At 74.6% G+C, this 25,703-nt stretch carries 2 protein-coding genes; both read right to left on the bottom strand.

Annotated features, from left to right (window positions below; all coding sequences use genetic code 11):
- The coding region (locus tag AC07B0_RS07495) for a type I polyketide synthase (RefSeq protein WP_478897222.1) at positions 1-3,167 on the bottom strand (3,167 nt) is incomplete at its 3' end.
- A gap of 67 nt (positions 3,168-3,234) precedes the next feature.
- Positions 3,235-25,659 (bottom strand): SDR family NAD(P)-dependent oxidoreductase, encoded by a 22,425-nt coding sequence (locus tag AC07B0_RS07490; RefSeq protein WP_478897260.1) that lies wholly within the window; start codon positions 25,657-25,659, stop codon positions 3,235-3,237.
- Between the last annotated feature and the right edge of the window lie 44 nt (positions 25,660-25,703).

Here is a 25,703-nt window from a genome sequence, read left to right as displayed (position 1 = left end):
GGCTCACCCTCATCCGCACGGTCATCACGCGAATGGAAGACAACAGACCGCCGACCCGACACATCAGGCGCCGCAACCGCAATCTGAAGCTCCACCCCACCGTCCTCCGGCAGCACCAACGGCGCAGCCAGCGTCAGCTCATCCACCAGAGCACAACCGACCTGCTCACCCGCCCGCAACGCAAGCTCCACGAAAGCCGTACCGGGCACGAGGACCGAACCCATCACACGGTGGTCAGCGAGCCAGGGGTGGGTCGCCAGCGACAGCTGGCCGGTGAGGAGCAGCCCTTCCGCGTCGGCCAAGGCCACCGAGGCGCCTAGCAGGGGGTGATCGGCGGACCTGAGGCCCGCGGTGGTGACGTCCCCGCCGAGGGTGCCGGCGTCGAGCCAGTAGTGCTCGCGCTGGAAGGCGTAGGTGGGCAGGTCCACGTGCTCGGCGCCGGTGTCGGAGTGGTACGCGTGCCAGTCGACGGCGGTGCCTCGGACGTGGGCCAGGGCGAGGGCCGTGGTGACGGTCCGCGGCTCGGGGCGGGCGTGGCGGAGCATCGGGGCGAAGGCCGCGGAGCCGGATTCGCCGGTGAGGCAGGCCTCCGCCAGTGCGGAGAGGACGCCGTCGGGGCCGAGTTCGAGGTACGTCGTCACGCCAGCGGCTTCTAGTGTGCGGACGCCGTCGAGGAAGCGGACCGCTTCGCGGACGTGCCGGACCCAGAACTCCGCAGAACCCATCTCGTCCGACACCAGGGCACCGGTCAGGTTCGACACGACCGGGATGCGCGGAGCGCCGTACGTCAGTTCCTGCGCGATCTCGCGGAAGTCGTCGAGCATGCCGTCCATGTGCGGCGAGTGGAAGGCATGGCTGACCGTGAGGCGCTTGCTCTTGCGGTCGGGGAACGACCCCGCGACCGCCATCGCCGCGTCCTCGTCACCGGCGATCACCACCGACCGCGGGCCGTTGACCGCGGCCACACTCACCCGGCCCGTCAACAGCGGCAGGACCTCGGCCTCCGAAGCCTGGAGGGCGATCATCACACCGCCCGACGGCAGCGCCTGCATCAACCGGCCGCGCGCCGCGACCAGCACGCACGCGTCCTCCAGGGACAGCACGCCCGCCACGTGCGCCGCGGCGATCTCGCCGATCGAATGCCCGGACAGGAAGTCGGGCTTCACACCCCAGGACTCCAGCAGCCGGAACAGCGCCACCTCGACGGCGAACAGCGCCGGCTGCGTGTACTCCGTCCGGTCCAGCAGCTCCGCGTCGGAGCCGAACAGTACGTCTCGCAGCGGCAGTTCGAGGGCGAAGCGTGTGCACACCTCGTCGAGCGCCGCAGCGAACACCGGGTAGGCGTCGTACAGTTCCCGGCCCGTGCCCGGGCGCTGGCTGCCCTGCCCCGTGAACAGGAAGGCCACCTTGCCCCGGGCTCCGGTCTCACCCCGTACGACGTGCGAGGCGGCGGCGTCGTCGGATGCCAGGGCCGCGAGGTCGGCGAGGGCCTCCTCCCGGTCGCCGGCCACGACGACGGCACGGTGTTCGAGGGAGGCGCGGCCGGTGGCCAGCGAGCGGCTGATGTCCACGGCCGTCTGGCCGGGGTGGGCGCGCAGGTGGGTGAGCAGGCGGTCGGCCTGGGCCCGCAGGGCCTCTTCCGTGCGGGCCGAGACGGGCCACGGCACGACCGGAGGCACGACGGTCCGGCGCTGCGGGGCGGCCTCGGGGGCGGTTCCTTCCGCGTCCACGTCCGCGCCCGGATCCGCATCCGTATCCGTATCGGAGGGGCCGGCGGGCGTCGCCGGCGGGGCCTGCTCGATGATCGTGTGCGCGTTGGTGCCGCTGATGCCGAACGACGACACCGCGGCGCGCCGGGGCCGGCCGGTCTCCGGCCATTCCATGGTCCGGCGCAGCAGCGATACGGCGCCGGCGGACCAGTCGACCTTGGTCGACGGTTCGTCCACGTGCAGGGTCTTCGGGATCCGGCCGTGCCGGATCGCCATGACCATCTTGATGATGCCCGCGACACCGGCGGCGGCCTGCGTGTGGCCGATGTTCGACTTGACCGAGCCCAGCCAGAGCGGGCTGTCTTCGGTGTGCTCCCTGCCGTACGTCGCGAGCAGGGCCTGTGCTTCGATCGGGTCGCCCAGGGTCGTGCCGGTGCCGTGCGCCTCGACGACGTCGATGTCGGCCGCGGTGAGCCGGGCGTCGTGCAGGGCCTGGCGGATGACGCGCTGCTGGGAGGGGCCGTTCGGGGCGGTCAGGCCGTTGCTGGCGCCGTCCTGGTTGACGGCGGACCCTCGGACGACGGCCAGGATGCGGTGTCCGTTGCGCTGGGCGTCGGACAGCCGCTCCACGAGGAGCATGCCCGCGCCCTCGCCCCAGCCGGTGCCGTCCGCTGCGTCCGCGAAGGACTTGCAGCGGCCGTCGAAGGACAGGCCGCGCTGCTTGCTGAACTCGGTGAAGGTGCCGGGTGTCGGCATGACGGTGACGCCGCCGGCGAGGGCGAGGGAGCACTCGCCCTTGCGGAGCGCCTGCATGGCCAGGTGCAGTGTGACGAGGGAGGACGAGCAGGCCGTGTCGACGGTGAGCGCCGGGCCTTCCAGACCGAACGTGTACGAGACGCGGCCGGAGGCGATGCTGCTGGAGCCGCCGGTGCCGAGGTAGCCCTCGACTTCCGGAGGTACGGCACGCAGACGCGACGCGTAGTCGTGGTACATGACGCCCGTGAACACGCCGGTCCGGCTGCCGCGCACCGAGGTGGGGTCGATGCCGGCCCGTTCGAAGGCCTCCCAGGAAGTCTCCAGCAGCAGCCGCTGCTGCGGGTCCATCGCCACGGCCTCGCGGGGCGAGATCCCGAAGAACTCCGGGTCGAACCGGTTGGCGGAGTGGAGGAAGCCGCCTTCCTGCACGTAGCTGGTGCCGCGGCCGTCCGGGTCCTCGTCGAACAGTTGCCCCGTGTCCCAGCCCCGGTCGGTCGGGAAGGCGGAGATGGCGTCGGTTTCCTCGGACACCAGCCGCCACAGGTCCTCGGGGGACTCGACGTCTCCCGGGTAGCGGCAGCTCATCCCGATGATCGCGATCGGCTCCTGCTCCTCGGACTCGACCTCCTGGAGCCGGCGGCGCGTCTCGTGGAGATCGGCCGTCACCCGCTTCAGGAAATACCGGAGCTTTTCCTCGTTCATGCGTTCATCCCTCGTGCAGAAACCTGAAAGTCAGAGTGGTTGGAGCGGGCGGGGCGGGATTGCCGCGTCATGAGATGCCGAACTCCTTGCCGATGAAGTCGAAGAGGTCGTCGTCGGTCGCGCTCTCCAGGGCCTCGGCGACGTCGGCGCCGTCGGCGTCGGCTGGGTCGGCGGCCCGGTCTCCGGCTTCGCTCCAGGCGGCCAGCAGGGCCGCGAGGCGCTCGGTGATGCGGTCGCGCCCGGCGTCGTCGGGCGTGGACCCGACGAGCGTCTTCTCCAGCCGGTCGAGTTCGGCGAGCAGCGGGGGTACCGCCGCGGCTCCGTCCTGCCAGAGCTCGTCCCGCAGGTACTCCACGAGAGCCGTCGGCGTCGGGTAGTCGAAGACGAGGGTGGCGGGCAGCCGTACGCCGGTGGCGGAGCCGAGGCGGTTGCGGAGTTCGACGGCCGTCAGGGAGTCGAAGCCGACCTCGTTGAACGACCGTGCCGGGTCGACCGCTTCGGGCCCGGCGAAGCCGAGGACGCCGGCGACGTACGTGCAGACCAGCTCCAGCAGTGCTTCGTTGCGCGCGGCCGGCGAGAGCCCGGTGAGGCGCTCGCGCAGTTCGGCTCCGCCGTCCGCGCCGGGGGCGGTGCTGCCCGCGGCCCGGCGGGCGGGCGTACGGACCAGGCCCGACAGGAGCGGTGGAAGCATCCCGCTGCCGGCCTGGGCGCGCAGTGCGGCGAGGTCGAGCTTCACCGGTACGAGGAGTGACTGCCCGGAGGCCGAGGCGGCATCGAACAACGCCACCCCCTCGCCTGCGGACAGGGCGTTCACGCCGCCACGGCCCAGACGGGACACGTCCTCGGCATCCAGGGCACTCCCCATACCGCCGGCTTCGGCCCACAGGCCCCAGGCCAGGGACGTACCCGTCAGGCCCTCAGCCCTGCGGTGGGCGGCGAGGGCGTCCAGGAAGGTGTTCGCCGCCGCATAGTTGGCCTGACCGGCGCCGCCGAACACACCGGCGGCGGAGGAAAACAGCACGAACGCCGACAGGTCCAGATCGCGGGTGAGTTCGTGGAGGTTCCAGGCCGCGTCCACCTTCGGACGCAGGACTGCCGACAGCCGCTCGGCGGTGAGCGAACCGACCACGCCGTCATCCAGCACACCGGCCGTGTGCACCACGGCCGACAGCGGGTGCTCCACCGGAACACCGGCCAGTACGGCCTTCAACGATTCCCTGTCGGCCACATCACACGCCGCCCACGACACCTCGGCACCCAGAGCCGAAAGCTCAGCCGTCAGCACCGACGCACCCTCCGCGCCGGAGCCACGACGGCTCACCAGCAGCAGACGCCGCACACCGTGCTCGGTCACCAGATGACGCGCGAACAGCCCGCCCAGCGAACCACTCGCACCCGTCACCAACACCGTGCCCTCGGCACCCCACCCGGCAGCCGGCTCATCGGCGCCGACCACCGCACGCGCCAGCCGCGGCACCAGAACCGAACCTCCCCGGACCGCCACCTCGGACTCGCCCGAGGCGAGTACGGCGGGCAGGGTGCGGTAGGACGCGTCGGTGCCGTCCGTGTCGGCCAGGACGATCCGGCCCGGGTTCTCGGACTGTGCCGAGCGCACCAGACCCCACACCGCGGCGTGGACCAGGTCGGCCACGCCCTCGCCCGGCAGGGCCGCTACCGCGCCCCGCGTCAGGACCAGCAGGCGCGCATCCGCGAACCGGTCGTCGGCCAGCCATTCCTTCAGCAGGTCCAGTACGCGGCCGGTCGACTCGTGGACGGCACCCGCCACGTCCTGCGGATCGGTGACCGGGGGCAGCGGGAGGCACACGAGGGCCGGGGTCTTGAGCGTCGCGAGTCCGTCGTGGGGTTCGTGGCGGATCCCCACGGAGTCGAGGCCGGAGTGCCCGTCGCCGAGCAGGGCCCAGGGGCGCTGGCCGGTGGCGGGTACCGGGGTGAGCGGTACGGCGGTCCATTCGACCTGGAACAGGGACGCGTGGCGGCCGCCGCGTGTGGCGGCGCCGATCTGTTCGGGCGATACGGTCCGCAGTGCGAGGGAGTCGACGGAGGCGACGGGTACGCCCGCCGTGTCGGCGAGTTCGATCGACACCGCGCCGTGGCCGGCGGGGGCCAGCCGGACCCGTACCGCGGAGGCGCCGGTCGCGTGCAGCCTGACTCCGGTCCAGGCGAACGGGAGTCGTCCCTGCCCGGTGTCCTCGACGAGCGTGCCGAGGCCGGCCGCGTGGAGGGTCGCGTCGAGGAGTGCCGGGTGGAGGCCGAACCAGTCGGCCGTCTGCCCGGTCTCCTCGTCCAGGCTCACCTCGGCGTACACGGCGTCGCCGTGGAGCCAGGCCGACCGCAGGCCCTGGAAGGCGGGGCCGTAGTCGAATCCGGCGGCGGCGAGTCCTTCGTAGAGGCCGTCGACGTCGACCGGTTCGGCTCCGGCCGGCGGCCAGGCGGTGAGGTCGGTGGCCGGGGCCTCGGTGTCGCTGCCGCGGGTGGCGAGGACGCCGGCGGCGTGCCGGGTCCACGGTTCGTCGGCGGCGCCGTCCTCGTCGCGGGAGTACAGGGACAGGGCTCGGCGGCCGGACTCGTCGGCTGCGGCGACGGAGAGCCTGAGCTGGACCCCGCCACGGTCGGGGAGGACGAGCGGGGCCTCCAGGGTCAGTTCCTCCAGGAGGTCGCAGCCGACCTGGTCGCCCGCGCGGACCGCGAGTTCCACGAAGGCCGTTCCCGGCAGGAGGACCGAGCCGAGGACGGTGTGGTCGGTGAGCCAGGGGTGGGTGGCCGATGACAGCCGGCCGGTGAAGAGGAACCCGTCCGAGTCGGGGAGTTCGACGGCCGCGCCGAGCAGCGGGTGGTCCGTCGCGCCGAGTCCGAAGCCGGCCGCGTCGCCCGGGGCGTGCGGGGCGGTGGGGGCCGAGTCGAGCCAGTACCAGTCGCGTTGGAAGGCGTAGGTGGGCAGTTCGACCTGGGCGGCGCCGGTCGGGGCGAAGTACGCGCTCCAGTCGGGCGTCGCGCCGTGGGCGTGGGCGTGGGCGAGGGCGGTGTTCAGGGTTTCGGGCTCGGCGCGGCCGGTGCGGAGGGTGGGCGTGAAGCGGGCGTTCGTGGCGGGTTCCGCGGCCGTCAGGCAGTCCTGGGCCAGGGCGGAGAGGACGCCGTCGGGGCCGAGTTCGAGGTAGGTCGTCACGCCGGACGCTTCCAGTGTGCGGACGCCGTCGAGGAAGCGGACGGCCTCGCGGACGTGCCGGACCCAGAAGTCCGCCGAGCCCATTTCGTCGGTGACGAGGGCGCCGGTGAGGTTGGAGACGACCGGGATGCGGGGGGCGGCGTAGGACAGGCCTTCGGCGACCTTGCGGAAGTCGGCGAGCATGCCGTCCATGTGCGGTGAGTGGAAGGCGTGGCTGACGGTGAGGCGTTTGGTCTTGCGGTCGGGGAAGGATCCTGCGACGGCCAGTGCCGCGTCCTCGTCTCCGGCGATGACCACCGCACGCGGGCCGTTGACCGCGGCGAAGCCGACCCGGTCGGTCAGCAGGGGCAGGACCTCTTCCTCCGTGGCCTGGAGGGCGATCATCACGCCTCCGGCCGGGAGTGCCTGCATCAACCGGCCTCGGGCCGTGACGAGTTCGCACGCGGCGTCGAGGGAGAGGACGCCGGCCGCGTGGGCGGCGGCGATCTCCCCGATGGAGTGCCCGGACAGGAAGTCCGGGCGCACGCCCCATGATTCGAGGAGTCGGAACAGGGCCACCTCGACGGCGAACAGTGCGGGCTGCGTGTACTCCGTCCGGTCCAGCAGTTCCGTACGGGTGCCGAACAGTACGTCCTTCAGGGGGATTTCGAGGTGCATGCGGTCGCAGACGGCGTCCAGGGCGGCCGCGAACACCGGATGGGTGTCGTACAGCTCACGGCCCATGCCCGGGCGCTGGCTGCCCTGCCCGGTGAACAGGAAGGCGAGTTTCCCGGCCCCGGCCGCGCCCACGGCGCCCCGGGTGACCCCGGCAGCGGCCGGGTCGTCGTCCTGCAGCGCGGTCAGGCCGCGCAGCAGCTGCTCCCGGTCCCCAGCGACGACCACGGCGCGGTGGTCGAACGCGGCGCGTGCGGTGGCCAGCGAACGGGCCACGTCGGCGTCACGGAGCTCTGGCGAGTCCTCCAGGTGGGCCCGCAGGCGGGCCGCCTGCCCGCGCAGCGCCTCGGCGGACTTCGCGGAGAGGACGTACGGCAGCACCGGCGGGACGGGTCCGGTCGCCGACGTGCCGGGTTCGTCGGGGGCCTGCTCGATGATCGTGTGCGCGTTGGTGCCGCTGATGCCGAACGAGGACACGCCCGCGCGCCGCGGACGGCCGGTCTCCGGCCACGGAACGGACTCCGTGAGCAGCGACACCGCGCCGTCCTCCCACTCCACGTGCGGGGTGGGCTCGTCCACGTGCAGGGTCTTCGGCAGGACGCCGTACCGCATCGCCATGATCATCTTGATGACGCCGGCGACTCCTGCGGCGGCCTGCGTGTGACCCATGTTCGACTTGATCGATCCCAGCCACAGCGGTTCGTCCGCCGCGCGTTCCCGGCCGTACGTGGCCAGCAGTGCCTGGGCTTCGATGGGGTCGCCCAGGGTGGTGCCGGTGCCGTGGGCCTCGACCACGTCGATCTGGTCGCCGGTCAGGCCGCCGGAGGCGAGGGCCTGGCGGATGACGCGCTGCTGGGACGGGCCGTTGGGGGCGGTGAGGCCGTTGCTGGCGCCGTCCTGGTTGACGGCGGAGCCGCGGACGACGGCGAGCACGGGGTGGCCGTTGCGGCGGGCGTCCGAGAGGCGCTCGACGAGGAGCATGCCGGCGCCCTCGGCCCAGCTGGTGCCGTCGGCGGCGGCGGCGAAGGACTTGATGCGGCCGTCGGCGGCGAGACCGCGCTGGCGGCTGAACTCGGTGAAGGTGCCCGGCGTCGACATGACGGTGACACCGCCGGCGAGCGCCATGGTGCATTCGCCGTTGCGGAGGGCCTGGATCGCCCAGTGCAGGGCGACGAGGGACGAGGAGCAGGCCGTGTCGACGGTGACCGCCGGGCCCTCCAGACCGAAGGCGTAGGAGACGCGGCCGGAGGCGATGCTGCCGGAGTTGCCGGTGCCGAGGTAGCCCTCGACGCCGTCCGGCACGGAGGTGATCCGGGTGGCGTAGTCGTGGTACATGATGCCGGCGAAGACGCCCGTGCGGCTGCCGCGCAGGGTGGCGGGGTCGATGCCCGCGCCCTCGAAGGCTTCCCACGAGGTTTCCAGCAGCAGCCGCTGCTGCGGGTCCATCGCCACGGCCTCGCGGGGGGAGATCCCGAAGAACGCCGGGTCGAAGCGGCCCGCGTCGTGCAGGAAGCCGCCGGAGCGGGTGTAGCTGGTGCCCTTGCCGTCGGGGTCCGGGTCGTACAGCGACTCCAGGTCCCAGCCGCGGCCCTGCGGGAACTCCGAGATGGCGTCGACGCCGCCCACGACCAGGCGCCACAGGTCCTCGGGGGTCTCGACCCCTCCGGGGTAGCGGCAGCTCATGCCGACGATCGCGATGGGGTCGTCGTGGAGCGCCGTGCCGGGGGATGCGGCCGTGGCCGCTTCGGCGCTCTCCCCGTCCGGGGACAGTCCGAGGACCTCGGTCCTCAGGTACTCCGCGAGGACGGTCGGCGTCGGGTAGTCGAACACGAGCGTGGCGGGGAGCCGTTCGCCGGTGACGGCGCCGAGGCGGTTGCGGAGTTCGACGGCGGTCAGGGAGTCGAAGCCGAGCTCCTTGAACGCCCGGTCGGCCGGTACCGCGTCGGTCGAGGCGTGACCGAGCACGGCGGCCACCTCGGCCCGGACCGCCGCCAGGAGGGCTGCCGCCCGCTCGTCGGCGGGCAGCGCGGCCAGCCGGGTACGGAGCTCCGGCTCGTCGCCGCCGGCGGTCTGCCCCGCCGCCCGGCGGGCCGGTACGCGGACCAGGCCGCGCAGCAGGTCGGGCACCGCACCGGTGCGGGCCCGGGCCCGCAGGGCCGCCAGGTCGAGCGGGAGGGGGACGAGCAGCGGGCCGTCCGTGCGGCGGGCCGCGTCGAAGAGGGCCAGGCCGGTCTCCGGCGTGAGGGCTCCGATGCCGCCGCGGTTGATGCGTTCGCGGTCCCCGTCGGCCAGGTCGCCGCCCATGCCGCCGACGCCGGTCCACAGGCCCCAGGCCAGGGAGGTGGCGGCGAGCCCCAGGGCCCGCCGGTGCGCGGCCAGGGCGTCCAGGAAGACGTTGCCCGCCGCGTAGTTGGCCTGACCGGGGCCGCCGAAGACGCCGGCGGCGGAGGAGAACAGGACGAACGCGGAGAGGTCGAGGTCCTGGGTCAGTTCGTGGAGGTGCCAGGCGGCGTCCGCCTTCGGGCGCAGTACGGCCGACAGCCGCTCGGGGGTGAGGGAACCGAGCACACCGTCGTCCAGCACACCGGCCGTGTGCACGACCGCCGTCAGCGGGTGTGCGGCCGGGATGCCGGCCAGTACGGCGGCCAGCGCGTCCCGGTCGGCCACGTCGCAGGCCGCCCACGTGACTTCGGCGCCCAGTCCGGTCAGTTCGGCCGTCAGCTCCGGGGCCTCACCGCGGCGGCTGACGAGCAGCAGGCGCCGGATCCCGCACTCGGTCACCAGGTGGCGTGCGAAGAGCCCGCCGAGCGAGCCGCTCGCACCGGTCACCAGTACGGTGCCCGTGGTGTCCCATGCGGCGGCCGCGCCGTCGGTCCTCGTCGTCCGCGCGAGCCTCGGTACGAGCACGGAGCCGTTGCGCAGCGCCACCTCGGGCTCGCCGGAGGCCAGGGCGGCCGACAGTCCGTCGGTGAGGTCGGTTTCGGAGTCGATGTCGACGAGGACGAACCGGCCCGGGTTCTCCGACTGCGCCGACCGCACCAGACCCCACACGGGGGCGTGCACCAGGTCGGAGACGCCTTCGCCCGGTACGGCTTCCACCGCGCCCCGGGTCAGGAACACCAGGCGCGAGTCCGTGGGGTCGCCGTCCGCGGTCCAGTCCTGCAGCAGTCCCAGTACCCGGCCGGTCTCGGCGTGCACCGCGGCGGCCAGGTCCCCGCCGGCGGGCTCCACGCACTGCACCACCGAGGCGGTGGCGGTCCCGTCGCCCTCGCCGCGCATCGACCAGTCGTGGAAGGTTCCGCCACCGGCCGATCGCGTCCACTCGACACGGAACAGGGCGTCGCGGGCCGGGTCGGGCGCGGTGCCGAGCTGGTCGCCGCCGACCGTGCGCAGGGCCAGTCCGGCGACCGAGGCGACGGGCGCTCCGGTGGCGTCGGCGAGGGTGAGGGCCACTTCGCCGTTGTGGGCGGTGGTCAGGCGTACGCGCAGCTCGCAGGCTCCGACCGCGTGCAGGCGGACGCCGGACCAGGAGAACGGGAGTCGTCCTTCGGTGCCGTCGCCGTCCGGGGTGCGCAGTCCGAGCGCGTGCAGGGCGGCGTCGAGGAGGGCGGGGTGCAGGCCGAACCGGGCGGCGTCGTCACGGGCGGTGTCGGGCAGGGCCACCTCGGCGTAGTAGGCGTCGTCGTGCCGCCAGGCGGCGCGCAGGCCCCGGAACACCGGTCCGTACCCGAAGCCGGAGTCCGTGAGTCCCTCGTACAGGCCTTCCACCGGGACGGCTTCCGCGCCGGCCGGCGGCCATGCGGTGAGGTCCTGCGGGGCCGGACCGGCGGCGGTGGTGAGGGCGCCGGCCGCGTGGCGCGTCCACGGGGCGTCCGGGTCCGCGCCCTCGGGGCGGGAGTGCAGGGTAAGGCTGCGGCGGCCCGCGGGGTCGGCGGCTCCGGCGGAGAGCCTCAGCTGTACGCCGCCGTGCTCGGGGAGCACCAGGGGGGCTTCCAGGGTGAGTTCCTCGACCAGGTCGCAGCCGACGTGTTCGCCGGCGCGGAGCGCGAGCTCGACGAATGCCGTACCCGGCAGGAGGGCCGCGCCCGCGACCCGGTGGTCCCCGAGCCAGGGGTGGGTGGCCAGCGACAGCCGGCCGGTGAAGAGGTGGCCGTCGGAGTCGGGCAGTTGGACCTCGGCGCCGAGCAGCGGGTGGCCCGCGGTGCCGAGTCCGGCGGCCGCGACGTCGCCGTCCGCGCGGCCGGCGTCGAGCCAGTAGACGGCCCGCTGGAAGGCGTACGTCGGCAGGTCGTGGCGCTGGGCTCCGAGCGGGGCGTAGAACGCCCGCCAGTCGACGGTGGCGCCGCGCACGTACGCGGTGGAGAGCGCCGAGAGGAGGGTCTGGGTCTCGTCGCGGCCGGAGCGCAGGGCGGGGGCGAAGGCCGTGGCGGCGGGGTCTCCCGTCAGGCAGGTCTGGGCCATGGCGGAGAGGGTGCCGTCGGGGCCGAGTTCGAGGTAGGTCGTCACGCCGGCGGCTTCCAGTGTGCGGACGCCGTCGAGGAAGCGGACGGCTTCGCGGACGTGCCGGACCCAGAAGTCCGCCGAGCCCATCTCGTCGGTGACGAGGGCGCCGGTCAGGTTGGAGACGACGGGGATGCGGGGGGCGGCGAAGGACAGTCCCTCCACCACCCGGCGGAAGTCGGCGAGCATGCCGTCCATGTGCGGCGAGTGGAAGGCGTGGCTGACCGTGAGGCGCTTGCTCTTGCGGTCGGGGAAAGCCCCCGCGACCGCCATCGCCGCGTCCTCGTCACCGGCAACCACGACCGAACGCGGGCCGTTGACGGCGGCGATGGCCACCCGGCCGGTCAGCAGGGGCAGGACCTCATCCTCGGAGGCCTCGACGGCGATCATGGCCCCGCCCGCGGGCAGCGCCTGCATCAGCCGGCCGCGCGCCGCGACCAGCACGCACGCGTCCTCCAGCGAGAGGACGCCGGCCACGTGGGCGGCCGCGATCTCGCCGATGGAGTGCCCGGACAGGAAGTCGGGCTTCACACCCCAGGACTCCAGCAGCCGGAACAGGGCCACCTCGACGGCGAACAGCGCCGGCTGCGTGTACTCCGTCCGGTCCAGCAGTTCTCCGTCCGTCCCGAACAGCACCTCCTTCAAAGGCAGTTCGAGAGCGAGGCGTTCGCAGACCCCGTCCAGCGCGGCCGCGAAGACCGGGTGCGCGGCGTACAGCTCGCGGCCCGCGCCGAGACGCTGGCTGCCCTGTCCGGTGAACAGGAAGGCGAGCTTCTCCCCCGCGAGGGGCGAGCCCTGGAGCAGTCCTGTCGCCGGGCGTCCCTCGGTGAGGGCCGTGAGTCCGGCGCGGAAGCCGTCGAGGTCCGCGGCGACGACGGTCGCCCGGTGTTCGAAGACGGCCCGGGTGGTCGCCAACGCGTTCCCGATGTCGACGGGTTCGGCCGCCGGGTGCGCTTCCAGGTGGGACAGGAGCCGTTCGCCCTGGGCGCGCAGCGCCTCCGGGGTGCGGGCGGTCAGGTGCCACGGGAGCGCCACCGGAGCGGCCGGCACGGCCGGGGCGGGCGGGGCGGGCGGGGCGGGCGGGCTCGCGGGGAGTTCGACGATGGCGTGCGCGTTCGTACCGCTCATGCCGAAGGAGGAGACCCCCGCGCGGCGCGGGCGGCCGGTGTCGGGCCAGGACCGCTGCTCGGTGAGCAGCGAGACGGCGCCGGCCGACCAGTCCACGTGGGGCGACGGCTCGTCGACGTGCAGGGTCTTCGGCAGGATGCCGTGACGCATCGCCTGGACCATCTTGATGATGCCGGCGACACCGGCGGCGGCCTGGGTGTGACCGAAGTTGGACTTGACGGAGCCCAGCCACAGCGGGCTGCCTTCCGGCCGGTCCTGGCCGTACGTGGCGAGCAGCGCCTGCGCTTCGATGGGGTCGCCGAGCCGGGTGCCGGTGCCGTGGGCCTCGACGGCGTCGACGTCGGCGGCGGTCAGGCCGGCATTGGCGAGGGCCTGGCGGATGACGCGCTGCTGCGAGGGCCCGTTGGGGGCGGTGAGGCCGTTGCTGGCGCCGTCCTGGTTGACGGCGGTGCCGCGGACCACGGCCAGCACCTGGTGGCCGTGGCGGCGGGCGTCGGAGAGCCGCTCGACGAGGAGCATGCCGACGCCCTCGCCCCATGCGGTGCCGTCCGCGGCGGCGGCGAACGGCTTGCAGCGGCCGTCGGCGGCGAGGCCGCGCTGGCGGCTGAACTCGGTGAAGACGTCGGGGGTGGTGATGATGGTGACGCCGCCCGCCAGGGCGAGGGAGCACTCGCCGGACCGCAGGGCCTGCGCGGCGAGGTGCAGGGCGACGAGGGAGGAGGAGCAGGCGGTGTCGACGGTGACGGCCGGACCCTCGAAGCCGAAGGTGTAGGAGACGCGGCCGGAGGCGATGCTGCTGGAGCCGCCGGTGCCGAGGTAGCCCTCGACGCCTTCGGGGACGGTGTTCAGGCGGGACACGTAGTCGTTGTGCATCTGGCCGACGAACACGCCGACCTGCTCGCCGCGCAGGCCCGTCGGGTCGATGCCGGCGCGTTCGAACGCCTCCCAGGAGGTTTCCAGGAGCAGCCGCTGCTGCGGGTCCATGGCGAGGGCCTCGCGCGGGTTGATCCCGAAGAACGCGGGGTCGAAGTGGTGGGCGTCGTAGAAGAAGCCGCCTTCGCGGGCGTACGAGGTGCCGGGGTTGTCGGGGTCGGGGTCGTAGAGCGCCTCGGTGTCCCAGCCCCGGTCGGCGGGGAGGTGCGCGATGCCGTCGCGGCCTTCGGCGAGCAGCTCCCACAGGTCCTCGGGGCTGCGGACGCCGCCGGGGAAGCGGCAGCTCATGGCGACGATGGCGATGGGGTCGTCGGTCTCGACGGCGGTGGTGGCCGGGTGGCGCGGGAGGGCGGCCGCGGCCTCGGAGCCGAGGAGTTCGTCCTTCAGGTAGCCGGCGAGGACCGTGGGGGTGGGGTAGTCGAAGACGAGGGTGGCGGGGAGGCGGACGCCGGCGGTGGCGCCGAGCCGGTTGCGGAACTCGACGGCGGTCAGCGAGTCGAAGCCGAGGTCCTTGAAGGCGCGGCCGGGCTCGACGGCGTCGGGGCTGGCGTGGCCGAGGACGGCCGCGACCTGGTCCCGTACGAGGTCGAGGAGCAGCTGGTCGCGCTCGTGGTCGGGGAGTCGTACGAGCCGCTCCACCAGCGGGGTTCCGGTGCCGGCGGCGGTGGCTTCGGCGGCCCGGCGGGCGGCGGGCCGGACCAGGCCGCGCAGCAGGGCGGGGACCATGCTCGCGTCGGCCTTGCGCAGGGGCGCGAGGTCGAGCTGCATGGGGACGAGGTGGGCGTCGCCGGTGCGGTGGGCGGTGTCGAGGAGGGCCAGGCCCTCCTCGGAGGAGAGGCCGAGGACGCCGGAGCGCGTCATGCGGTCCTTGTCGGCGGTGTCCAGTTCGCCGGTCATGCCGCTGGCTTCGGCCCACAGGCCCCAGCCGAGGGAGGTGCCGGGCAGGCCGTGGGCCTGGCGGTGGCGGGCGAGGGCGTCGAGGAAGACGTTCGCGGCCGCGTAGTTGGCCTGGCCGGCGCCGCCGAAGGTGCCCGCGGCGGAGGAGAAGAGGACGAAGTCGGCCAGGTCGAGGTGGCGGGTCAGCTCGTGCAGGTGGAGGGCGGCTTCGGCCTTGGGCCGCAGGACGTGGTCGACGCGCTCGGGGGTGAGCGCCTCGGCGATGCCGTCGTCGAGGACTCCGGCGGTGTGGATGACGGCGGTCAGCGGGTGTGCGGCCGGTACGGAGGCCAGGAGGGCGGCGAGCGCGTCGCGGTCGGCGGCGTCGCAGGCGGCGACGGTGACGTCGGCGCCCAGGGCCCGCAGGTCCGCGGCGAGTTCGGTGGCTCCGGCGGCGGCCTCGCCGCGGCGGCTGGTCAGGATCAGGCGGCGGGCGCCGCGGGCGGTGACGGCGTGGCGGGCCACGAGGGCGCCGAGGGTGCCGGTGCCGCCGGTGATGAGGACGGTGCCGTCGGGGTTCCACTCGGCGGGGACGGTCAGCACGATCTTGCCGGTGTGGCGTGCCTGGCTGAGGTAGCGGAACGCTTCGGGGGCCTGGCGCAGGTCCCAGGCCGAGACCGGTACGGGGCTCAGGGAGCCGGCCCGGAAGAGGGAGAGGAGCTCGGTGAGCATCTCCTGGATGCGGTCGAGGCCGGCTTCGGTCAGGTCGAAGGCCTGGTAGCCGACGCCGGGGTGGGCGGCCGCGACGTCCTGGGGGTCGCGGACGTCGGTCTTGCCCATCTCGACGAAGCGTCCGCCGCGCGGCAGGAGCCGCAGGGAGGCGTCGACGAACTCGCGGGCGAGGGAGTCGAGGACGACGTCGACGCCGCGTCCGCCGGTGGCCGTGCGGAAGGTGTCCTCGAAGTCGAGGGTGCGGGAGGAGGCGATCTTGTCGTCGGTCAGGCCGAGTCCGCGCAGGGTGTCCCACTTGGCGGGGCTGGCGGTGGCGTAGACGTCGGCGCCCCAGTGGCGGGCCAGCTGGACGGCGGCCGTGCCGACTCCGCCGGCGGCGGCGTGCACGAGGAGGGATTCGCCCGCGCGGAGTCCGGCGAGGTCGTGGAGGGCGTAGTAGGCCGTCATGAAGACGATCGGTACGGCCGCGGCCTCGGCGAAGGTCCAGCCCTCGGGCATCGGGGCGATCATGCGGCGGTCCACGACCGCGAGCGGGCCGAAGGCGCCGGGCAGCATGCCCATGACGCGGTCGCCGGGGGCGAGGTCGGTGACTCCGGGGCCGGTCTCCACGACGGTGCCGGCGCCCTCGCTGCCCATGAGGCCGGGGTCGCCCGGGTACATGCCGAGGGCGTTGAGGACGTCGCGGAAGTTGAGGCCTGCGGCGCGGACGGCGACGCGGACCTGTCCGGGTTCCAGGGCCGCCCGGGACTCGGGGCTGGGGACGAGGGTGAGGTGGTCGAGGGTGCCCTTGTCCTCGATGTCCATGCGCCACGCCGGTTCGCCGGGGGGCGGGGTCAGGCGCGTGGTGGCGGGGATCCGGGCGAGGCGGGGGGCGTGGACGGTGCCGCGGCGGACGGCGAGCTGCGGCTCGCCGGTGGCGAGGGCGGCGGCGAGGAGGGCGCCGTCGGGGGTCGGGCCGTCGAGGTCGGCGAGGACGAAGCGGTCGGGGTTCTCCGACTGTGCGGAGCGGACCAGGCCCCAGACGGGGGCGTGGACGGGGTCGGCGAGGTCCCAGTCTCCCTGGGTGGCGACGGCGCCCCGGGTGACGAACACCAGGCGGGACGTGGCGAAGCGGTCGTCGGCGAGCCACGCCTGGACCAGGGCGAGTGCCCGGTGGGTGGCGGTGCGGACGGCGTCCGCGGTGAGCGCGCCCGCGGAGCCGGCGGGCGGGCAGGGGGCCAGGACGTACGAGGGGACCGTGGCGCCCGCGTCCAGGGCCGCCGCGAGGGCCGCGAGGCCGGCGTGTGCCCGGCCGGGCAGACCGGCGGCGCCGTCGGTTCCGGTGCCGGTGTTCTCGGTGCCGTGGTCGCCGTCGGTGCCGATGACGGCCCACGTGGCCGTGGTGTCCTCGGCGGAGGAGGAGCCGGCCGGCAGGGGCACGGTGGCCCACTCGATCCGGAACAGCGACTCGTGGTGGGCCGTGCGCGGGGCGGCGGCGAGCCGGTCGGCGGAGACGGGCCGCACCGTCAGCTGCTCGACGGCGGCCACGGGCGCGCCCGTGGTGTCGGCCAGCTGGAGGGAGAGGGTGTCCTCGCCGTTCGTGGTGAGGCGGACGCGCAGCCCGGCGGCGCCGACGGCGTGCAGGGACACGCCGCGCCAGGAGAACGGCAGCCCGGCGGGGCGGTCCGTGCCGGACGGCCGGACGAACGTGCCGTGCAGGGCGGCGTCCAGGAGCGCCGGGTGCAGGCCGAAGCGGGTGGCCTCGGTCTGCCGGTCCTCGGGCAGGGCCACCTCGGCGTAGACGTCGTCGCCGAGGGTCCAGGCGGCCCGCAGGCCCTGGAAGACGGGACCGTAGGCGAAGCCGCCCCGGCCGAGGTGTTCGTACAGCCCGTCGACGGTGACGGCCTCGGCGCCCGGCGGGGGCCAGGCGGTGAGGTCGAAGCCGGGGAGCGGTGCGCCCGTGGCGAGGACGCCGGTGGCGTGCCGGGTCCACGGTTCGTCGTCGGCGGCGTCGGGGTCGCCCGAGTACAGGTCGAGGGTGCGGCGGCCGTCTCCGTCGGGCGCACCCACCACGATCTGGAGGCGTACCGCGGTGTGCGGGGCCAGGACGAGCGGTGCTTCGAGGGTCAGTTCCTCCAGGACGTCGCAGCCCGCCTGGTCGCCGGCGCGGACGGCGAGTTCGACGAAGGCGGTACCGGGCAGCAGGACGGTGCCCATGACGGCGTGGTCGCCGAGCCAGGGGTGGGTGTCGAGGGAGAGCCGCCCGGTGAAGAGGAAGCCCTCTCCGTCGGCGAGCGGTACGGCGGCGCCGAGCAGCGGGTGGTGGGCGGCGCCCAGGCCCGCCGATTCGACGTCCCCGATGTGGCCGGGCGGGGCTTCGAGCCAGAACCGGCGGCGCTGGAAGGCGTAGGTGGGCAGGTCGACCCGGCGGGCGCCGGTCGTGGCGAAGTACGCGGGCCAGTCGAGCGGGACGGCGCGGGTGTGGACGGCGGCGATCGCGGCGGCCAGCGCCTCGGCCTCGCCGCGGTCGCGGCGCAGTGCCGGGACGAACACGGCGTCGCCGGAGGTGTCGGTGAGGCAGTCGCGGCCGAGGCCGGACAGGACGCCCTGCGGGCCCAGTTCGAGGTAGGTGGTGACGTGTTCGGCGTCCAGGGTGCGGATGCCGTCGAGGAAGCGGACGGGTTCGCGGACGTGGGCGACCCAGTGGTCGGGGGTGCGCAGTTCGTCGCCCGCGACGGTTCCGGTGAGGTTGCTGACGACGGGGACGGCGGGTGCCCGGTAGGTGAGGGAGGCGGCGACGTCGCGGAAGGCGTCGAGCATGCCGTCCATCAGCGGGGAGTGGAAGGCGTGGCTGACGGTGAGCCGCTTGGTGCGGCGGCCGCGCCGCTCGAACTCGGCGGCGATCTCCAGGGCGAGGGTCTCGTCGCCGGAGACGACGGTGCTGGAGGCGGAGTTGACGGCGGCGATGCCGATGCGGTCCTCGTGGCCGGCGAGCAGCGGCCGGACCTCGTCCTCGGTGGCGGTCAGCGCGATCATCGCGCCGCCCCGGGGCAGTTGCTCCATGAGGCGGCCGCGGGCGGCGACCAGGGTGGCCGCGTCGGGCAGGGTGAGGACGCCGGCGACGTGGGCGGCGGTGATCTCGCCGATGGAGTGGCCGGAGACGAAGTCGGGGCGCAGGCCCCACGATTCGACGAGGCGGTAGAGCGCGGTCTCCAGGGCGAACAGGGCGGGCTGGGTGTAGCCGGTCCGGTTCAGGAGGTCGCCGTCCTCGTCGAACATGACGTCCTTGAGGGGCTGTTCGAGGTGCGGGTCCAGGGCGGCGCAGACCTCGTCGAGGGCTGCGGCGAAGACCGGGTGGGTCGCGTAGAGCTCGCGGCCCGTACCGGGGCGCTGGCTGCCCTGGCCGGTGAACAGGACGGCGGTGCGGCCGTCGGCGGTGTCGTGGCGGACGAGGCCGGCGCTGTCGCGGCCCTCGGCGAGGGCGGCGAGGGCGGTGCGGAGCCCGTCGTGGCCGGGGGCGACGACGGCGGCCCGGCGGTCCAGGGCGGTGCGGGTGGTGGCCAGGGAGTACGCGACGTCGGCGGGGGCCGTGTCGGGGTGTTCCGCGAGGTGGGCGGCGAGGCGGGCGGCCTGGGCGCGCAGCGCGTCGGGGGTCCGGCCGGAGAGGACGAACGGCAGCGGGGTGCCCGCGGGCGTCCGGTCCCCGTCGGCGGTGCCGTCGGCGGGTGCGGGTCCGGCGTCCTGGTCGGTGGGCGGCTGCTCGATGATGACGTGCGCGTTGGTGCCGCTGACGCCGAAGGAGGAGATGCCCGCGCGGCGGGGGCGGCCGGTCTCGGGCCAGGCGGTGGCCTCGGTCAGCAGCTCGACGGCGCCGGCGGTCCAGTCGATGTGCGGGGACGGCTCGCCGATGTGCAGGGACGCCGGCAGGATGCCGTGGCGCATCGCCTGGACCATCTTGATGATGCCGGCGGCGCCCGCCGCGGCCTGGGTGTGGCCGATGTTGGACTTGACGGAGCCCAGGCGCAGAGGGGTGCCGTCGGGGCGGTCCTGGCCGTAGGTGGCCAGGAGGGCCTGGGCTTCGATGGGGTCGCCGAGGGTGGTGCCGGTGCCGTGGGCTTCGACGGCGTCGACGTCGGCGGCGGTCAGGCCGGCGTGGGCGAGGGCCTCGCGGATGACGCGCTGCTGGGAGGGGCCGTTGGGGGCGGTGAGGCCGTTGGAGGCGCCGTCCTGGTTGACGGCGGTGCCGCGGACCACGGCGAGGACCGGGTGGCCGTTGCGGCGGGCGTCGGAGAGCCGTTCGACGAGGATCATGCCGGCGCCCTCGGCCCAGCCGGTGCCGTCGGCGTCGGCGGAGAAGGACTTGCAGCGGCCGTCGGTGGCGAGGCCGCGCTGGCGGCTGAAGTCGATGAAGGTGTCGGGGGTGGACATGACGGTGACGCCGCCGGCGAGGGCCATGTCGCATTCGCCGCTGCGCAGGGCCTGTGCGGCCAGGTGCAGGGCGACGAGGGAGGAGGAGCAGGCCGTGTCGATGGTGACGGCGGGGCCCTCTAGGCCGAAGGTGTAGGAGATGCGGCCGGAGGCGACGCTGCCGGCGCTGCCGGTGCCGAGGTAGCCCTCCAGGCCCTCGGGTACGGCGGGGAGCCGCGTCAGGTAGTCGTGGTACATGACGCCGGCGAACACGCCGGTGCGGGTGCCGCGGACGGAGGCGGGGTCGATGCCGGCCCGTTCGAAGGCCTCCCAGGAGGTTTCCAGCAGGAGCCGCTGGTGCGGGTCCATGGCGAGGGCTTCGCGCGGGTTGATGCCGAAGACGTCGGGGTCGAAGTCGGCGGCGTCGTGGAGGAAGCCGCCCTCCCGGGTGTACGAGGTCCCGGCGCGGCCGGGGTCGGCGTCGTACAGCGCGTCGAGGTGCCAGCCGCGGTCGGTGGGGAACGGGGAGATCGCGTCGACGGAGCCGGCGACGAGCTGCCACAGCTCCTCGGGGGTGGTGACGCCGCCGGGGTAGCGGCAGCTCATGCCGACGATGGCGATGGGCTCGTCGGCGGTGGCCCGGGCGGCGGGCGTGATTGCGGTGGCGGTGGGGGCGGTCCGGTCGCCGAGGAGTTCGGTGCGCAGGAACGCGGAGAGCGCGTGGGGGGTGGGGTAGTCGAAGACGAGGGTGGCGGGGAGGCGGACTCCGGTGGCCGAGCCGAGGCGGTTGCGCAGTTCGACGGCGGTGAGCGAGTCGAAGCCGAGTTCCTTGAAGGCGCGGCCGGGGTCGACGGCGTCGGGTCCGGGGAAGCCGAGGACGGCGGCGACCTGGACGCGGACGGTGGCCAGCAGCAGCCGGTCGCGTTCGGCGGCGGTCAGCGGCAGCAGTCGTGCGGTGAGGCCGTCGGCGGGGGCGGCGTCCTGGGCGGCGGTGCGGCGGGCGGCGGGCCTGACCAGGCCGCGCAGCAGGGCGGGAACGCTGTGCGCGTCGGCGTGGCGCAGGGCGGCCAGGTCGAGGTGCATGGGGACGGCGGTGGGGTCGCCGACGGCACGGGCGGTGTCCATGAGGGCGAGGCCCTCGGTGGAGGACAGGGCGGCGACTCCGGCGCGGGTGATGCGTTCGAGGTCGGTGTCGGCGAGGTCGCCGGTCATGCCGCTGCGTTCGGCCCACAGGCCCCAGGCGAGCGCGGTGGCGGTGAGGCCGTCGGCGCGGCGGCGCTGGGCGAGGGCGTCGAGGAAGGCGTTGGCGGCGGCGTAGTTGGCCTGGCCGGCGGCGCCGAGGGTGCCGGCGGCGGCGGAGAACAGGACGAACGCGGCGAGGTCGAGGCCGGAGGTCAGTTCGTGCAGGTTGACGGCGGCGTCGACCTTGGCCGGCAGGACGTGGTCGATGCGCTCGGGGGTGAGTGCTTCGAGGATGCCGTCGTCGAGGACTCCGGCGGTGTGGACGACGGCGGTGAGCGGGTGTGCGGCCGGTACGGAGGCCAGGAGGGCGGCGAGCGCGGCACGGTCGGCGGCGTCGCAGGCGGCGAGGGTCACCTCGGCGCCCAGCGCGCGCAGCTCTTCGAGGAGTTCGGCGGCTCCGGTGGCGGCCTCGCCGCGGCGGCTGGTGAGCAGCAGGCGGCGTACGCCGTGGGCGGTGACGAGGTGGCGGGCGACGAGGCCGCCGAGGGTGCCGGTGGCGCCGGTGACGAGGGCGGTGCCGTCCTGGTCGAGGGGGCGGGCTTCCTGGCCGGGGGTGGCGGGGACGCGGGCGAGGCGGGGTACGACGGCGCGGCCTTCGCGGAGGGCGAGTTGCGGTTCGGCGGTGGCCAGCGCGGCGGGCAGGGCGCGCAGGGACTCCTCGCGGTCGTCGAGGTCGAGGAGGACGAACCGGTCGGGGTGCTCGTTCTGGGCGGAGCGGAGCAGGCCCCACAGCGGGGCGTGCGCGAGGTCGGGCACGTCGGAGCCGGAGGTGGTGGCGACGGCGCCGTGGGTGACGAACACGAGGCGGGAGCCGGCGTAGCGGTCGTCGGCGAGCCAGGCCCGGGCCAGGTCGAGGGCGTGGTGCAGGGCGTCGCCGACGGCGGCGGGCAGTGCGGCGTCGACGGGGGTACGCGACAGCCCGCCGGGGGCCGCTACGGAGACGAGGACGGCCTGCGGTACGGGGCCGCCGTCGGCGAGGGCCGTACCGAGGGCGGGGAGGCCGGTGTGGGTGGCGGCCGTGGGCAGGACGGCGGTGAAGCGGGGGCCTGCCGCGCCGAGCAGGGCCCACTGGCCGGGGGCGACGGTGGTGGCGGCGGGCAGCGGCAGCGGGGTCCATTCGACGCGGAAGAGGGCGTCGTGGAAGGCGGTGCGGGCGGCCCGTACCTGGTCGGGGGTGACGGGGCGGAGCAGTAGCGCGTCGACGGAGGCGACGGGGGCTCCGGTCTCGTCGGCGAGGTCGACGGAGACGGTGTCCTGGCCGGCGGGGGCGAGGCGGACGCGCAGGGTGCGCGCGCCGACGGCGCGGAGGGTGACGCCGCTCCAGGAGAACGGCAGCCTGCCGTGCTCGGTCTCCGCCAGCAGGGAGCCCATGCCGACGGCGTGCAGGGCGGCGTCGAGCAGGGCGGGGTGGAGGCCGAACAGGGCCGCTTCGGCGTGCGCCTGATCGGGGAGGCGGACTTCGGCGAAGACCTCGTCGGCGCGCTGCCAGGCACCGGTCAGGCCCTGGAAGACGGGCCCGTAGGCGAAGCCGGAGGCGGTGAGGTGTGCGTAGAGGCCGTCGACGGGGAGGGCGGTGGCGTCCTTCGGGGGCCAGGTGGCCAGGTCGGTGCCGGCGCGGGGGTTGTCCTGGGCGGTGGCGGGGGCGAGGAGGCCGGTGGCGTGCCGGGTCCAGGCGCCTTCGCCCCAGGTGTCGTCGGCGGCGTCCTCGGGCCGTGAGTGCAGGGTCAGGGAGCGGCGTCCGTCGGGGTCGGGGGCGCCGACGGCGAGCTGGATCTGTACTCCGCCGTGCGGGGGCAGGGCCAGGGGTGCCTGGAGGGTGAGTTCGTCGAGGAGTTCGCAGCCGGTGTGCTCGCCGGCCCGCAGGGCGAGTTCGACGAAGGCGGTGCCGGGCAGCAGGACGGTGTCCATGACCGTGTGGTCGGCGAGCCAGGGGTGGGTGGCCAGGGAGAGCCGGCCGGTGAACAGGTAGCCGTCGCCGTCGGCGAGGGCGATGGCCGCGCCGAGCAGCGGGTGGTCGGCGGAGCCGATCCCGGCGGCGGTGACGTCGCCGGTCCAGGCGGTGGGCTGTTCGGGCCAGTACAGGCTCCGCTGGAAGGCGTACGTGGGCAGGTCGATGCGGGTGGCGGGGCGGCCGGCGAAGACGGCGGACCAGTCGACGGGGACGCCGTGGACGTGGGCGCGGGCGACGGCGGCGGCGAACGCGGCCGCTTCGGGCCGGTCGCCGCGCAGGGCGGGGACGAACTCGGCGTCGTCCTGGCCGGTGAGGCAGTCCTGTGCGAGGGCGGTGAGGACTCCGCCGGGGCCGACCTCGACGAAGGTGGTGACGCCGAGTGCGGCGAGGCCGCGTATGCCGTCGTGGAAGCGGACGGCCTCGCGGACGTGCCGGACCCAGTAGTCGGCGGTGCAGATCTCCTCGGCGGTGACGGAGGCGCCGGTGAGGTTGGAGACGATCGGGATGACGGGCGGCGCGTAGGAGACGGCTTCGGCGGCCTCGCGGAACGCGTCGAGCATGCCGTCCATGAGCGGCGAGTGGAAGGCGTGGCTGACCGGGAGGCGCTTGGTGCGGCGGCCTCGGGCGCGCAGGGCCTCGGCGATGTGCTCGGCGGCGTCCGCGTCGCCGGAGACGACCACGGAGCGGGGGCCGTTGACGGCCGCGACGGACACCCGGTCGGTGAGCAGCGGGGTGACCTCGTCCTCGGTGGCCTCGACGGCGATCATCGCGCCGCCCGCGGGCAGGGCCTGCATGAGGCGGCCGCGGGCGGCGACGAGGGCGGCCGCGTCGGGGAGGGTGAGGACGCCGGAGACGTGGGCGGCGGCGAGTTCGCCGATGGAGTGCCCGATGAGGAAGTCGGGGGTGACGCCCCACTGTTCGAGCTGCCGGTGGAGGGCGACCTCGACGGCGAACAGTGCGGCCTGAGTGTGGGCGGTGGCGTCGAGCAGCGCCGCTTCGGGGCTGTCTTCGGCGGCGAACAGGACGTCGTACAGGGGCCGTTCGAGGTGCCGGTCGAGTTCGTCGCGGACGGCGTCGAGGGCGCGGGCGAAGCCGGGGTGGGTGGCGTACAGTTCGCGGCCCATGCCGAGTCGCTGGCTGCCCTGGCCGGTGAACAGGAACGCGGTGTTGCCGTCGTCCACGGCGCCGAGCACGGCGGTCGGGGGCTCCTCGCCGGCGGTGAGCGCGTCGAGGTCGGCGAGGAGCCGTTCGCGGTCGGCGGCGAAGAGGACGGCCCGGCGGTCGAGCGCGGAGCGGCTGGTGGCGAGGGAGAAGCCGAGGTCGGTCAGGGACGCGGGGTCCGCGGCGAGTTCGGGGTGGGCGCGCAGGTGGGCGGCGAGGCGGCCGGCCTGGGCGGCGAGGGCTTCGTCGCCGTGGCCCGACAGCAGCAGCGGTACCGGTCCGGTGGCGCCCGCCGCGCTGTCCGGGGTGGCCGTGTCCGGGCGGCCCGTCGTGCCGGGTCCGGCCGGGGCGGGTTCGGCGGGCGGGGCCTGCTCGATGACGGTGTGGGCGTTGGTGCCGCTGACGCCGAAGGAGGAGATGCCGGCGCGGCGCGGCTGCCCCGTCTCGGGCCACGGTACGGCCCGTGTGAGCAGTTCGACGTCGCCGGTGGCCCAGTCGACGGCCGTGGACGGCTGGTCGATGTGGAGGGATTCGGGCAGCACGCCGTGCCGCATCGCGAGGACCATCTTGATGATGCCCGCGACGCCGGCGGCGGCCTGGGTGTGCCCGATGTTGGACTTGACCGAGCCCAGCCACAGCGGCCGGCCCTCGGGCCGGTTCTGGCCGTAGGTGGCCAGGATGGCCTGCGCTTCGATGGGGTCGCCGAGGGTGGTGCCGGTGCCGTGCGCCTCGACGGCGTCGACCTGCGCCGGGGTGAGCCCGGCGTTGGTCAGTGCCTGGCGGATGACGCGCTGCTGGGAGGGCCCGTTGGGGGCGGTCAGGCCGTTGGAGGCGCCGTCCTGGTTGATGGCGCTGCCCCGCACGAGGGCGAGGACGGGGTGGCCGTTGCGTCGGGCGTCGGAGAGCTTTTCGACGAGGAGCATGCCGACGCCCTCGCCCCAGCCGGTGCCGTCGGCGCCGTCGGCGAACGGCTTGCACCGGCCGTCGGGGGCGAGTCCGCGCTGCCTGCTGAACTGTACGAAGGCGCGCGGGCTGGACATGACGGTGACACCGCCGGCCAGGGCCATGGAGCACTCGTCGTTCCGCAGCGCCTGGACGGCGAGGTGGAGGGCGACGAGCGAGGCCGAGCAGGCGGTGTCGACGGTGACGGCGGGACCTTCGAGGCCGAAGGTGTAGGACAGCCGGCCGGAGACGACGCTGGCGGCGTTGCCGGTGAGGAGGTACTGCTCGACGCCCTGGGGGACCTCGCGGAGCAGGTCGGGGTAGTCCTGGCCGTTGGTGCCGATGAAGACGCCGGCCTTGCTGCCGCGGAGGGTCGCCGGGTCGATGCCGGCGCGTTCGAAGGTCTCCCACGAGGTTTCGAGGAGCAGGCGCTGCTGCGGGTCCATGCCGAGGGTTTCGCGGGGGCTGATCCCGAAGAAGGCGGCGTCGAACTCGCCGACCCCGTCGAGGAATCCGCCTTCGCGGGTGTACGAGGTGCCCCGCTGCTCGGGGTCGGCGTCGTACAGGGACTCGATGTCCCAGCCGCGGTCGGCGGGGAAGTCGGTGATGGCGTCCCGGCCGCCCGCCACCAGGCCCCACAGGTCCTCCGGCGACTGGATGCCGCCGGGGAACCTGCAGGCCATGCCGACGATCGCGATCGGCTCCGGCTCCTGGGCCTCGACTTCGCGAAGGCGCTGCCGTGTCTGGTGCAGATCGGCCGTCACCCGCTTCAAGTAGCCGAGGATCTTGTCCTGATCCGCCACCTGATCCGCCATTGGAACCTCACCCATGCTCGTCACAAACCCTT

The sequence above is a fragment of the Streptomyces sp. NPDC044704 genome (genome assembly GCF_056433525.1).
This window is presented reverse-complemented; position numbering and strand designations above follow the sequence as displayed.